The organism is Gordonia sp. YC-XJ4 (assembly GCF_059511865.1).
In genome coordinates this window covers 5,002,242-5,015,171 of sequence record NZ_CM183447.1, presented here as the reverse complement: position 1 = coordinate 5,015,171, position 12,930 = coordinate 5,002,242, and the positions used below count along the sequence as shown (strand labels likewise).

At 67.0% G+C, this 12,930-nt stretch carries 11 protein-coding genes; 4 read left to right on the top strand and 7 right to left on the bottom strand.

Going from position 1 to position 12,930, the window contains the following annotated elements; translation table 11 throughout:
• Positions 1-124 precede the first annotated feature (124 nt).
• Both AC5ZH6_RS22260 and AC5ZH6_RS22255 read left to right on the top strand, forming a co-directional pair.
• The gene (locus AC5ZH6_RS22260) at positions 125-1,627 is read left to right on the top strand and encodes an APC family permease (RefSeq protein ID WP_208792602.1); all 1,503 of its coding nucleotides are present in this window, start codon (positions 125-127) and stop codon (positions 1,625-1,627) included.
• A 53-nt stretch (positions 1,628-1,680) separates the two neighbouring features.
• A complete protein-coding gene (locus AC5ZH6_RS22255) occupies positions 1,681-2,061 on the top strand; it encodes a cupin domain-containing protein (RefSeq protein ID WP_006369737.1) in 381 nt (126 codons plus the stop codon).
• 109 nt (positions 2,062-2,170) lie between these two features.
• On the opposite strand, the gene AC5ZH6_RS22250 is transcribed toward AC5ZH6_RS22255, so the two are convergent.
• Both AC5ZH6_RS22250 and AC5ZH6_RS22245 read right to left on the bottom strand, forming a co-directional pair.
• Complete coding sequence (locus tag AC5ZH6_RS22250) at positions 2,171-3,823, bottom strand: amidohydrolase (protein WP_288337751.1); 1,653 nt, start codon at positions 3,821-3,823, stop codon at positions 2,171-2,173.
• A 19-nt stretch (positions 3,824-3,842) separates the two neighbouring features.
• Positions 3,843-5,945: an oxidoreductase gene (locus tag AC5ZH6_RS22245; protein WP_265076985.1), complete on the bottom strand. Its 2,103-nt coding sequence runs from the start codon at positions 5,943-5,945 to the stop codon at positions 3,843-3,845.
• 208 nt (positions 5,946-6,153) lie between these two features.
• Between AC5ZH6_RS22245 and AC5ZH6_RS22240 the strand changes: the two genes are divergently transcribed.
• Complete coding sequence (locus AC5ZH6_RS22240; RefSeq protein ID WP_006369740.1) at positions 6,154-6,810, top strand: TetR/AcrR family transcriptional regulator; 657 nt, start codon at positions 6,154-6,156, stop codon at positions 6,808-6,810.
• Here AC5ZH6_RS22240 and AC5ZH6_RS22235 read toward each other — a convergent pair.
• From AC5ZH6_RS22235 to AC5ZH6_RS22215, 5 genes are read right to left on the bottom strand one after another with little or no spacing between them, the layout of a single operon-like run.
• Positions 6,749-8,188, bottom strand: a complete 1,440-nt coding sequence (locus AC5ZH6_RS22235) for an aspartate ammonia-lyase (RefSeq protein WP_288337750.1) — start codon at positions 8,186-8,188, stop codon at positions 6,749-6,751. The two genes, AC5ZH6_RS22240 and AC5ZH6_RS22235, sit on opposite strands and share 62 nt — an antisense overlap.
• A 37-nt stretch (positions 8,189-8,225) precedes the next feature.
• Positions 8,226-9,383 (bottom strand): M20 family metallopeptidase, encoded by a 1,158-nt coding sequence (locus AC5ZH6_RS22230; protein WP_006369742.1) that lies wholly within the window; start codon positions 9,381-9,383, stop codon positions 8,226-8,228.
• Positions 9,380-10,054 carry a DUF1028 domain-containing protein gene (locus tag AC5ZH6_RS22225; RefSeq protein WP_006369743.1) on the bottom strand — a complete coding sequence of 225 codons (675 nt, stop codon included), beginning with the start codon at positions 10,052-10,054 and terminating at the stop codon, positions 9,380-9,382. The genes AC5ZH6_RS22230 and AC5ZH6_RS22225 overlap by 4 nt, the downstream gene beginning before the upstream one ends.
• Complete coding sequence (locus AC5ZH6_RS22220) at positions 10,051-10,518, bottom strand: RidA family protein (protein WP_006369744.1); 468 nt, start codon at positions 10,516-10,518, stop codon at positions 10,051-10,053. The genes AC5ZH6_RS22225 and AC5ZH6_RS22220 overlap by 4 nt, the downstream gene beginning before the upstream one ends.
• A gap of 34 nt (positions 10,519-10,552) precedes the next feature.
• Positions 10,553-11,815, bottom strand: coding sequence for a flavin-containing monooxygenase (locus AC5ZH6_RS22215; RefSeq protein ID WP_006369745.1), 1,263 nt, complete (start codon positions 11,813-11,815; stop codon positions 10,553-10,555).
• Positions 11,816-11,986: 171 nt separating this feature from the next.
• Between AC5ZH6_RS22215 and AC5ZH6_RS22210 the strand changes: the two genes are divergently transcribed.
• The gene (locus AC5ZH6_RS22210) at positions 11,987-12,922 is read left to right on the top strand and encodes an NADP-dependent oxidoreductase (protein WP_020170069.1); all 936 of its coding nucleotides are present in this window, start codon (positions 11,987-11,989) and stop codon (positions 12,920-12,922) included.
• The last annotated feature ends 8 nt before the right edge of the window (positions 12,923-12,930 follow it).

The window sequence follows — 12,930 nt, the reverse complement described above, 5'->3', positions numbered from 1 at the left end:
TCCCGCCTCCGTTGATTCGACTGAACCGATATTAAACCAAGAAAACAACGACTGTACAGATGTGATCGCCAGACTCAGTCTTGTAGTGCACGTCATACTTTTTCTCGCAATCAGGAGTTGTTTCATGGGAACTCATCCAGTAGGCCAGGACGGTCCGGATCTGCATCTGAAACGGTCGCTCCGGCGCCTCGACGTCCCGATCATGATCTTGTCGGCGCTGATCAGCCTCGACATGGTCGGTGAGATCTCGTCGTTCGGCGGCGAGACGTTCACCTGGTTGCTCGTCCTGGCACTGCTCTGGATGATCCCGTACGGGCTGGTGACGGCCGAGTTGGGCAGCGCTTTCCCCGACGAGGGCGGCCTCTACGAATGGGTCAAGCGCGCCTTCGGCCGCCTACCCGGATCGATCGCCACCGTCATGTACTGGTCGATCAATCCGCTGTGGATCGGCGGCTCGCTTGCGTTCATCAGTACCCAGGCGTGGAGCGGCTTCATTCATCCGGTGGGTTCGGGAACGCTCGGCGACTTCGCCTTCAAGATCGTTTTCGTGTGCGCCTCGGTGGGGGTGACGCTCCTGTCGATGCGACGAGCACGCGTGATCTTCCGGATCGGTACCTATCTCAAGCTCGGCCTCGCCGCGGTCTTCCTGATCACCACCGTCGTCTACGGCATCGACCACGGTTTTCACGGCATCGGTGCGGTCAGCTGGTCGCCCACGATGGCCGGATTCCTGGGACTCGTTCCGCTGCTGCTGTTCTCGCTCGTCGGGTTCGAGGTACCGAGTCAGGCGGGCGGCGAGATGGCCAACCCGCAGCGCGACGTACCGCGCGGCATCGCGCTCGGCGGGTTCGTCGGACTGGCGGTCTATGCGCTGCCCGTCCTGGCGCTGCTGCTGGTCCTCCCGGCCGAGGCGATCACCGGAATCGGCGGATTCATGGCCGCGGTGGACACTGTCTTCGGTGTCTACGGTCCGGCCGCGTCGATCCTGGTCAAGATCGCGGTCGTCGCCTTCATCATCGGACTCGGGATCACCGGCGCCACGTGGGCGGTGGCGGCCAATCGCGCTCTGGCAGTGGCGGCCTCCGACGGAGGCTTCTTCCCGTACTTCGCGCGCTTCGACGAGAAGCGCAATTCGCCGGTGCGTGTCAACGTCTTCACCGGCGTCATCGCGCTGCTGTTCATGATCGTCGGCGTCCTCTTCTCGCGGGGCGACAGCGCCGCCACCTTCACCGTCGTCCTGACCATCACCATCTCGACGTCCCTGGTCGCCTATCTGTTCGTGTTCCCGGCAGCACTGCGGCTGCGATTCACCCACGCCGACATCAAGCGCCCCTATGCGATCCCCGGGGGTCGCGCGGGCCTGGCGGTGGCTGTCGCCCTGACCACGTTCTGGGCCGCGCTCGGTGTCTGGGTGGCGGTGTTCCCCGGGACCCTGGAGAACCTCATGGGTGTGCACTACGACTTCGTCGAGACCTGGGGAGTGGGTCGGCTGCGGTTCGAGGTGTTCACCCTGGGCACGCTCGCAGTGCTCGCCCTGATCGCGATCGTCGGCTACCTCCGAGGACGCGTGACCCCCTCGACGCCGGTCGGTACCGACACCCCGGCTGTCGCCGCACAGATCTCGTAGCCGGCATTCGCCGGATCACCTGTCACCGATCGATCACCCCTGAAGGAGTACCCATGAGCACCCTGCAATCGACCACCCCGCAGATCATCTCCACCGACGACGCCGCCCGCACCGCGATGACGCCGAGCGCCTACGTCACCTCGGAGACCCTGCGTGCCGGCGACCCCGCCGAGCGCGAGGCCACCCACCTCGTCAGCGCGGACGAGAAATTCGTCGTCGGCTCGTGGTCGGCACAGCCATACACCGAGTTCATCGAGTCCTATCCGGGTGACGAGTACGCGCGGGTCCTCGAGGGATCGGTCACGCTCACCGGTGACGACGGTGTGGCGCATACGATCTCCGCCGGCGAGGCGTTCACCCTGCGACGTGGCTGGCGTGGCGAGTACCGCGTGACCCAGCCGCTGCTCAAGCAGTTCGCGCTGTATCTGGGCTGACGCGGCGTCACGCCGTCGGCCCGCGCCCGGCCACTGCCGAAACCCGGGGAGCAACATTCCTCCCCGGGTTTCGTGCTCGTCGGAAGATGTCTCTCGCCGACGACGGCACTCAGATGGCGTGCACCACGGTGCCGCCCACCATCGTCATCGTCGAGGTCAGAGCCCCGATGTCGACGGCCGTGCGGATGTCTTCATCGAGCACGACGAGGTCGGCGTCCTTGCCGACGGACAGCGAGCCCGCGCGATCCTCGGCGTGCATGGCGCGGGCGGAGCCGACCGTGTAGGCGTCGACGGCCGCGCGCAAGGTGATGGCCTCCCCGGCGACGAGCGGTACCGTCCGGGCGTCGTCTCCGATGGCGTGCGGATCGGCGATCGACCCCGTTCGGTGCACCGCGGTGTGGATGGCCCACAACGGATTAGGATCGGTCACCGGCCAGTCGCTGCCCATTGCGAGCGCCCCGCCCTCGGCCCGGATCGACCCGAACGGGAAGTGGAAGGGTTCGCGATCGGGTCCCAGTAGCGGGAGCTTGCGTTCGACGATCTCGGTATCGCGTCGCGCCCAGAGTGCCTGGATGTTGGCGATGACGCCGAGTTGCGCGAACCGCGGGATGTCGGCCGGGTCGACCACGTCGAGGTGAGCGATCTGATGCCGGGCATCGAAGCCGGGGCGTGCCGACCACGCGGCGCCCAGCGCATCGAGGCATTCGCGGACCGCCCGATCGCCGACGGCGTGCATGTGGATGTGAAAGTCGTTGCGCACCAATAGTGCACACACCTGCGCGAGCTCGGCAGGATCGATGAAGGACAGTCCTGTCGGAGATGCTCCGGCCGGCAGGTCCGAGTACGGCGCCAACATCGCGGCGGTGCAGTTCTCGCAGATGCCGTCCTGCATCACCTTCACGGTGTCGACGTGAAAGCGGTGTCCCCGGCCCTGTGCTCGACGCTCCCGCAGGGTGTCGAGCTGCCCGACGCCCTCGTCGGCGGCCCACCACAGGGCGCCGCAGACGCGGGCGGTCAGCTCGCCCGCGGCATCGGCGGCGAGGTAGGTGGCGAGGGTATCCGACAGCCCGAACGCCGGGATGTCGACGCCGGCATCTTGCCAGCCGGTGACACCCGCCGCATGCAGGCGCTGCTGTGCGATCAGCAGTGCGCGCCGTAGGAAGGCCTCGTCGTAGTCGGGGATCAACGCATTCGCCGGATCGCCGGCGCGCTCGAAGAGGATTCCGGTCGGTGTGCCGTGCGCGTCCCGCTCGATGCGGCCGCCGCTGGGGTCGGGTGTCGACGCGTCGATGCCGACCCTGCGGAGAGCCTCGCTGTTGACCCACACGCCGTGACCGTCATGGCTCGAGAGCACCACCGGGCGGTCGGCGATGACCTCGTCGAGATCGCCGCAGGTGGGTAGACCACCGACGAAAGCATCTCCGTACCAACCGCTTCCACTGATCACCGGCTCGTCCGGATGGGCGCGCGCATATGCGGCGATCGCGTCGAGGTAGCCGCGTCGGGTGTGCGGCAGCTCGGACAGGTCGCACCGGAGGGCGGCGAGCCCGCCGGCCACCGGATGCACGTGGGCGTCGATGAAGCCCGGCAGGAGGCTTGCGCCACCGAGGTCGTGGACCTCGGTGGCAGGTCCGAGCAGTGCCCGATCGACGCCGCGGCCGACGGAGATGATCACTCCGTCGGCCACGGCGAGGGTATCGGCACCGCTCACGTCATCCGGCCGCCAGAGTGCGGCATTGGTGAAGACATGAGAGGCGTACATGGTTACTCCTTCGGGCTGGTCACGAGGCCGTCACCGGTGTCCGGAACACCGGTTCGATGGACAACTGGGTGACCTCGCGCCGGAACGGCACCGGGTCATCGGACTTCTCGACATCGAGTTCCTCGGCGTACCGATGGCCCGCCCACACCGCGGCGGCGATCGTCGAGGGTGCCCACGCGTCGCCGATGCCGCGTACCGAGCGCACGCCTGCGGCAGACCACTCGTCGGCACGTGCGTGCAGGGCCGTGTACAGCTCGTCGTGGGGGAGTCGGGCGGTGACGAGGACGACGGCGTCGGCGTCGAGTTCTCCGGTGCGCCCGGTGAATCGGCAGGCGGTGCCGACGCCGCCGGCACCGATCGCGGTGAGCGCGGTGTCGGTGCGGACCTCCACGCCGGCCTCGATGATCCGAGCCCGGATGCGGTGGGCCTCCATGGTGTTCACCGTCCATTGCGACACCTGCGGCGCGGGGGTGACCAGGGTGACCGCATACCCCTCCTTGGCGAGCAACTCCGCGATGACGGCGCCGAGGTAGTAGTGGTCGTCGTCGAAGAGCACGACGCGCTTTCCGGCGGGACGACGCCCGGCGATGATGTCGTCGGGGGTGAGGACTTCGGGGGTGGGGGCGATCTCGATGGGGTGGGTGTGCCAGCGGCCCACCCCATCACGACGCCACGACGAGCCGGTGGCGACCACCACGTGGTCGAAGCCGTACTCGAGGATGTCCTGCTCGGTCATCGGTGACTCGCGATAGACCTCCACGTTGTCGAGACGATCGAGCTGTTGCAGCCGGTAGTCGACGACCCGAATCCATGCGGACAGGCCGGGGAGCGTGGACTCCTTGGCCACGCGCCCGCCGAGTACGCGGCTCGCCTCGGTGAGGGTCACCGGATAGCCGCGGTTGCCCAGCGAGCGCGCGGCTTCCAAGCCCGCCGGCCCGGCTCCGACCACGAGCACCGACGACGTCGAGGTGGCCGGGGCGATGCGTTCGGGATGCCAGCCGCGACGGAACTCCTCACCCATGGTCGGGTTCTGGGTGCAGCGGATGGGCGACATGGTGAAGTCGCCGGACACGCAGATGTTGCAGCCGATGCATTCGCGGATGTCCGCGAGATCTCCACGTTCGATCTTGTTGGGCATGAACGGATCCGCGATGGAGGGCCGGGCGGCGCCGATGAGATCGAGGATGCCGCCGCGGACGTGGCGGACCATGGTGTCCGGGGAGGTGAAGCGGCCCACGCCGACAACGGGTTTCGTGGTGAGCTGCTTGAGTCCGGTGACGAACGGTTCCTGTTCGGCCTCGGGGCCGAACCGCGAGGTCACCGAATCGTCCTCCCAGCTGCCGAGCACCAGGTCCCAGAGGTCGGGGTGCTCGCCGATGAGGCCGAACACGTCCTCCATCTCCGCGCGGGTGATGCCGTCGTCACCGAGGAGTTCATCCACCGAGATGCGGCAGGCGACAGCCGCTTTGCCGTCGGCGATCTCCCGGGTGTCCTCGAGGATCTCGCGGATCAACCGCACCCGATTCTCCAGGCTCCCGCCGTACTCGTCGGTGCGGTTGTTGTAGCGGGGCGAGAGGAAGTGGTGTAGGCCGCCGATGGCGTGCCCGGCGTAGACGTAGACGATGTCGTAGCCCGCTCGCAGTGATCGGTGCACCGAATCGGCGTGCCACTTGCGCAGGTCGACGATGTCGGACTTGCTCATCGCGCGTGCCTGAACCGGATCGAAGTTCCACGAGACGACGGGCAGATGTTGTGGCGCCAAGGGGGTTTCGCGGCTGATGAGATTGGGGCTGTTGAGGCCGTTGTGTGCCAGCTCGATGCCGGCGAGTGCGCCGCCCTCGTGGATCTGCTCGGCGATGCGGGCGATCGCCGGCATGTCCTTGTCGTCCCAGAGGCGTAGCTCGATGAACGGGCCGATGTCGGAGGTGGGGTGTATCTCCACCTGCTCGGTGCAGACCACGGCCCAGCCTCCCTCGGCCTTGGTGCGGCGCATCGCGGCCTCGCCGGAGGGATCGCGGTACCCCATGCCGTTGCAGTGCGGCACCTGGAAGAAGCGGTTGCGGGCGGTGACCGGTCCGATGGTGACCGGTTCGAAGAGGACGTCGTAGCGGGGATCGCGCATGGGAACACTCCGGGGGCTGGACTGTGAGGGAGCACCTCATTCTTTGGGTTCAATCTCAAAGAATGAATCGACGGTATCGCGAGCTCGGCCACCGCGCACAGCTGTCAGCGGGATCTCGTCGTGCGAAGATCCGATCCGTGACATCGGCTGGATCGATGCAGCCGGGGCATGTTGCATCACCCGGCGGTGCAAGGCAGGATCGGCACACATGGCCAGACCTCGAAGACAGGATGCCAGGCGCTCCGAGATCATCACCGCCGCAACGGTTGCCATCGCCGAGCGAGGATTGATCGGGCTGCGGCTCAAGGACATCGCCGAGGCCGCGGCGATGTCGGCGGGCTCGGTCGCCTATTACTACCCAGAACTCGACGACCTCCTGCTCGCCGTCCACGAGCGGGCCGTCGAACGGTTCCACGGGGGTCGGCGAACGGCCATGACCACCCAGGACAATCCGGTGGGCCGGTTGCGGATGCTGGTGGACCTCGGTGTCTGCGACCCTGACGATCCGATGTGGCCCGCACTGTACGAGTTGCATCTGCACAGCGCGCGCGAACCGCGTCATGCCGAACTGATGTCGAGACTGTTCGAACTCGAGGTCTCGCTCTACCGCGACGTCATCTCCGCCGGGGTGGAGTCCGGTGTCTTCGACCTCGGCGATGACGCCGAACGGATCGCGGCCACGGCGGTGGCTCTCGAGGATGGCTACGGCATCCACCTCGTCGCCCGTAACCGCGAGGTGGATGCCGACGCCGCGCGTACCGCACTCCGTGGCTACCTCGCTGCGGTACTCGCCTGCGCCGACATCATCGGCGGTCGCGCGCGACCTCGACCGCCGAGTGTGGACGCGACAGGAGTGCAGGACTGAATATGCGTGCCAGGACGTCGTCGTCGACGAGTCGGGAGCGCCGGACCAGATCGGGAATCGAAGCGCCGGTGGCGATCGCCTCGGCCACCAGGGCGGTGGCCACCTCGTAACCGAGCAGCGGATTCAGGACAGTGGCCAGGCTCGCCGATCCCATGACGGCCTCGCGCATACGATCGGGATTGGCGGTGATGCCTGCGATGCAGCGTTCGCCGAGAACGTCCACGGCGGCGGTCAGGTGGGTCAGCGACGACAGCAGTGCACGAGCCATGATGGGCTCGAATGCGTTGAGCTGTAACTGTCCGGCCTCGGCGGCCATGGTGATCGTCAGATCATTGCCGACCACCTCGAAGGCCACCTGGTTGACCGCTTCCGGGATCACCGGATTGACCTTGCCCGGCATGATGCTCGACCCCGCCTGCACCGGCGGGAGATTGATCTCGTTGAAGCCTGCGCGGGGTCCGGAGGACAAGAGCCGCAGATCATTACAGATCTTGGACAGCTTCACCGCGGTCCGTTTGGTGACCCCGGACAGCTGCACGAATGCGCCGACGTCGGAGGTTGCCTCCACGAGATCGCCGGCGGTGCTCAGCGGCAAACCGGTGATGGTGCGCAGATGTTCGCAGGCCCGTGCGGCGTACTCCGGATCGGTGTTGAGACCGGTTCCGATGGCAGTGCCGCCCAAGTTGATCTCGGCGATCAGCAGGGCAGCCTCGGCGATCCGGTCGGCGTCCTCGACGATGGCCACCGCGTACGCGCCGAACTCCTGGCCCAGGGTCATCGGCACCGCGTCCTGCAATTGGGTGCGTCCGAGCTTGAGCATGTCGCCGAATTCTTGCGACTTGGCCACACAGCGCGCCGCCAGTTCGCGCAGCGAGGTCTCCAGGGCGCGAGCGGCGAATCCGAGGGCCACCTTGACCGCCGTCGGGTAGACGTCGTTGGTGCTCTGCCCGAGATTGACGTGCTCGAGCGGGTGCACGACGGTGTAGGTGCCTCGCGGGTGACCGAGGATCTCGAGTGCACGGTTGGCGATGACCTCGTTGGCGTTCATGTTCGTCGACGTTCCCGCGCCGCCCTGGATCTGGTCGACAACGAACTGATTGTGTAGCGCGCCCCCGCGAATCTCGGTACAGGCGTCCGTGATCGCCCCGGCGATGACTGGGTCGAGGAGCCCGAGTTCGCGATTGGTCTGCGCTGCTGCTTGTTTGACCGAGGCCAGTGCAATCACCAGATCGCGGTGGACGGCGATCGGAACCCCGCTGATCGGGAAGTTCTCGAGTGCACGGGCGGTGTGCACACCGTAGTAGGCCCCGGCGGGGATCTCCCGGTCGCCGAGCAGGTCGTGTTCGATACGGAAGGCGGCATGAGGCTCGGTGGACACGATGTTCTCCTCCGTTGGGTCGGTGGGGGACGGTGGGTCAGTGGGCGCCCAGCAGACGAGTCCGAACAGTCGACTGCATCGCGGCGTCGACAACGGTTCCCGCCATCGCGAGCGCACCGTGCGCGATCGCAGTCTCGGCGGCCGGGCTCAGGGTGGCCGCGGCGAACTCGGCCTGGTGATTGACCGCCGGCATCGAATCGATACCGATGTAGGGATGGATCGCGGGGAGTAGCTGCGACACATTGCCCATGTCGGTCGATGCCCGTGCCATCATCGAGTCCGGTCCGGTCTCGAAACGCCGGCCGAGTGCGGTGGCACGACGTTCGTACAGTCCGAGAAGTTGCTCGTCGGTGCGGAATTCGGCGTACGGACGGGATTCGGGTGTCACAGTGAGCCGAGCCCCGGACGCCAGGGCGCCGGCCTCGAAGCAGCGCAGTACCCGGGGCGTCACCTCGGCGAGTTCGGCGAGCGTCTCGGCCCGCACATACCAGCGGCCCTCGGTGTGCTCGGCGATGGCGTTGGGCGCCTCCCCGCCACGGGTCATCATCCCGTGCACGCGCACCGACGACGGCAGCTGTTGCCGAAGCAGCCCGATCGCAACCTGCGCGACAGTGAACGCATCGGCGGCGTTGACCCCACGCTCGGGGTAGGCGGCGGCGTGCGCAGCCTTGCCGTGATACTCGATATGGTTGTGCGACACAGCAAATGGCCGGGCCCGCGCCACATCGACTGGTCCTGGATGCACCATTGCGGCAGCGTGTTGACCATCGAAACCATTGCGTTCGAGCATCTCGATCTTGCCCCCGCCGCCCTCTTCGGCCGGTGTGCCGATGACGGTCAGACGCAACCCGAGATCGTCGGTGAGCGGCGCGAGAGCGAGCGCCGCACCGACGGTGATCGCCGAGATCAGATTGTGGCCGCAGGCGTGACCGAGGCCAGGAAGTGCGTCATACTCGGCGCACAGCGCGAAATGGAGGTCGCCGGTCCCGATCGTCGCGGCAAAGGCGGTGTCGAGCCCGCAGTATTTCTCCGTGATCTCGAAGCCGGCGTCGGACAGGCGATCGGCCACCCGCCGCGCCGAACGTACTTCCTCCCAGGCAATCTCGGGATCATCGTACAGCTCCCGGGACAGCGTGGTCAGCAGCGAGTGGTCGGCGGCGATCTTATCGGCGAGCGCCGAGTCAAGGGTGCTCACAGATCCCCCGGAACACCGTACGAGGGGGCGCGCGTCGGGTCGATACCGCGCACCCGGTAGTCGTCCTTCTGTGGTGCCCAGATCTGCCAGAGGGCACTCAGTTCGCCCACTGGGTCGTCGGCGAAATCGACCCGCAGATCGGTGACCGGCCAGTCGACGTCGGCCACGACGAGCAGTCCGGCCGAATGTACCGGGCCGGCCTCACCGCCGGCAGCGAGCGCATCACGTAGCCCGTCGAGTAGTCGCTCCTCGAGATGTTCTGCCCTACTGCGGGTGTAGCCGGTCACCAGTTCGGTGAGAACGCTCTCGTCGGCCAGGAGATTGCCGGCGGCGACCACGTTCTCGGCCTCGATGTGACCGTACACACCGAGGCTCTGCGAGCCCGAGTGCACTGCTGTCGTGCCGTCGGCCCCGACCGCGGTGACCTGTCGATGGTCCGGAAAGCGCTCCCGCGACAGTGCATTTGCCAGAGCATCCGCCGCGTTGGCGCCAACAGCCATCTCGTCGAGCACGGCGGTGCCCAGCGCCGGATTGGTGATGTTCTGCGAGGCGACCACACCGACACCTGGCCGCAGGTGCGCGCAGCGCGCGGCGACTGCCGGGCTCGACGAGCAGATCACGATGCCGAAGGCACCCGTTGCCGGTTCGTGGGCGATCAGTGAGAGTGTCATCGATCGTCGGACTTCGGTTCGGTGAGAACGGGTTCGCTGACAACGGCGGTCGCATCGATCTCGACGAGCCACTCGGGTCGGGCGAGTGCCTCGACGACCAGTCCGGTGGAGACGGGGAAGACACCCGTGAGCCATCGGCCCATCACGCGGTACACGGTCTCACGAAACCGGATGTCGGTGAGATACACGGTGACCTTGACGATGTCGCGCAGCGAACTCCCCGACTCGTCGAGCAGCATCGCGATGTTGGCCATGGCCTTGTCGGCCTGTGCCTCGACATCGCCGATGCCGATCGACTCGCGCGTGTCGAGGTCTTGTCCGATCTGACCGCGCAGGTACACCACGCCGCCTGCGACGACGGCCTGGCACAGATCGTTGTCGAGGTTCTGCTCGGGATAGGTGTCGCGGGTGTTGAACGGACGGATCCGGGTGTGGGTGACCCCGCGGGAGGGTGCGGCGCTCATGGAGGGAATCCTTTCGGCTGTCAGGTGTCGGGGCTCAGCGTGCGGCGAGAGCGGGCGCTTCGTAGGCGAGGTAACCGCGCTGGATGGCGATCTGATCGGCGAGATACTTGGCGTCGTGCCAGACACCCCAGATGAAGCTCGATCCGCGTCGCGACAGCCATGGCAGCCCGAGGAAATACACGCCGGGCTCGCTGGAGACACCGCGCTGATGCCGCGGCCGACCAAGTTCGTCGAGGGCCGCGACCTGTAGCCAGTCGTAGTCGTAGGCGAAGCCGGTGGCCCACACGATGGAGGTCACCGAATGGGCCGCCAGGTCGAGTGATCGGACCGGTGTGGTGACGCAGGCCGGATCGGGTCCGATGACCCGGGCCTGCGGTTCCTCGGGCAGATCGAGCCCGTTACGGGCGATGTGGGCGTCGGCCTCGTCGAGCATCGACAGGTAATTGGCGTCGCCGGCCTCGATGTTGGCGCGCAGGTCGTCGGCAAAGGTCATGACTCCGTCGACGACGGCCTCCGCACGTCCGAGCAGGGTGATGCCATCGGCGGCGAGGCTGCGGAAATCGACGGTGTGTCCGCCGTGAGCGCCGCTGACGGCGATCGTGACATGCTCGGCCCCGGCGGGCGGAACGGCCATGTCCCACTTGCCGAGAACGCCGAGCCACCAACAGAAGTCACGGCCGCGATAGTTGCGCGGGGGACGGTCGTGCGGTCCGACCGCAAGATAAACCGTACGCCCCGATTCGCGGAGCTCGTCGGCGATCTGCACACCCGACGAGCCGGCACCGACGACGAGTACCGCGCCGTCGGGTAGCTGCTGTGGCCGGTGATAGGAACTCGAATGGATCTGGTGCAGTGCCGAATCGGCGGGTACCAGCGGCGGGATGACGGGCTTCTGGAAGGCCCCGGTTGCCGAGACGACGAAGCGGGCGTCGATGGTGCCCTCGCTCGTTTCGACACGAAAACCCGAGCGGCCGTTGTGTCGTCGGACCGAGATCACCTCGACACCGGTGCGGATGGGCGCGGAGATCATCGAGGCGTAGGCTGCGAGATAGTCGGCGACGCCGTCCTTTCCGACGAAGGAATCGGGGTCGGCATCGAACTGCATGTTCGGGAAGCGGTCGTGCCACGCCGGCCCGTTGGCGACGAGGGAGTCCCACCGCCACGAGCGCCAGCGCTCGGCGACGCGATCACGCTCGAGCACCAGGTGCTCGATTCCCTGCGCGCCGAGGTGTTCACTCATGGCGATACCGGCCTGCCCGGCACCGACGATGACCACGTCGATCTGCTCGTTCTCCACTGTCAACCTCCAACGTTCGCCCAATGTCTCGTGCGTCGGATCAAGGATCGCGTGAAGCTGTTGAATCTGTACAGCGGTATTAATCGGTGCATTGCATCGGTTTTCCCGAATGCTGTCAGAGCGGTCGACAACCCACGGAATCAATCGATCGGGGAGCCCGTTGCAGCGACCATGCGAGCAATCACCTATGACCGCTTCGGCGGCTCCGATGTCCTGACGCTGCGCGATCTGCCGACACCTCACGTCGGACCCGACTCCGTTCTCGTGCGCGTGCGCGCCTCGAGTGTCAATCCCGTGGACTGGAAGGTTCGTCAGGGTTACCTCGCCGAGGTGCTCGACACCGTGTTCCCGGTCGTCCCGGGATGGGATGTCGCCGGTGTCGTCGAGCAAGTGGGTTTGGACACACCGGAATTCGAGGTCGGCGACGAGGTGTTCGGCTACGTCCGCAAAGACGTCGTCGGTGGGGAGGTGGCGGGCGGAACGCTCGCCGAACTCGTCGCGGCACCGGTTCGAACCCTCGCCCGCAAGCCGGCCGGGTGGTCGTTCGAGGAGGCCGCGGCCGTTCCGCTCGCCGGGCTCACCGCGTACCAGACGATTCGGCGCGCGGGAGTGCGATCGGGGCACACGGTGCTCGTCCACGCCGCTGCCGGTGGCGTCGGCTCGTTTGCCGTGCAGATCGCGCGGTCGATGGGCGCCAGGGTGATCGGCACGGCGTCGGCCGCCAATCACGACTTCCTCCGACGCCTCGGCGCCGAACCCGTGACCTACGGAGACGGGCTGGCCGAGCGCGTACGCGCGCTCGAACCCCGAGGTGTGGACGCGGTTCTCGACTATGTCGGCGGTGACGCGCTGGACTCGGTACCGGAGGTGTTGCGCGCGGGCGGCACCGTCGCCTCCATCACCGATGCGCGGGCGCGCGACGAATTCGGTGGCCAGTACGTCTGGGTGCGGCCCGACGCCACCGATCTCGCAGAACTCGCCCGACTCGGCGAGACGGGTGCCCTGACTCCCGAGATCGCCGAGGTGTTCGACCTGGCCGATGCCGCCGCCGCGCACGAGCGCAGCGAGTCCGGCCACGTGCGCGGGAAGATCGTCGTCCGCGTCTGAGACCGGCC

Bases quoted from the DNA above. Each gene is read 5' to 3' on its own strand.
- AC5ZH6_RS22245 (WP_265076985.1), bottom strand. From the start codon at position 5,945: ATGCGCGATCCCCGCTACGACGTCCTCTTCGAACCGGTCACCATCGGA.
- AC5ZH6_RS22220 (WP_006369744.1), bottom strand. From the start codon at position 10,518: ATGAGCGCCGCACCCTCCCGCGGGGTCACCCACACCCGGATCCGTCCG.
- AC5ZH6_RS22225 (WP_006369743.1), bottom strand. From the start codon at position 10,054: ATGACACTCTCACTGATCGCCCACGAACCGGCAACGGGTGCCTTCGGC.
- AC5ZH6_RS22260 (WP_208792602.1), top strand. From the start codon at position 125: ATGGGAACTCATCCAGTAGGCCAGGACGGTCCGGATCTGCATCTGAAA.
- AC5ZH6_RS22250 (WP_288337751.1), bottom strand. From the start codon at position 3,823: ATGTACGCCTCTCATGTCTTCACCAATGCCGCACTCTGGCGGCCGGAT.
- AC5ZH6_RS22210 (WP_020170069.1), top strand. From the start codon at position 11,987: ATGCGAGCAATCACCTATGACCGCTTCGGCGGCTCCGATGTCCTGACG.
- AC5ZH6_RS22240 (WP_006369740.1), top strand. From the start codon at position 6,154: ATGGCCAGACCTCGAAGACAGGATGCCAGGCGCTCCGAGATCATCACC.
- AC5ZH6_RS22255 (WP_006369737.1), top strand. From the start codon at position 1,681: ATGAGCACCCTGCAATCGACCACCCCGCAGATCATCTCCACCGACGAC.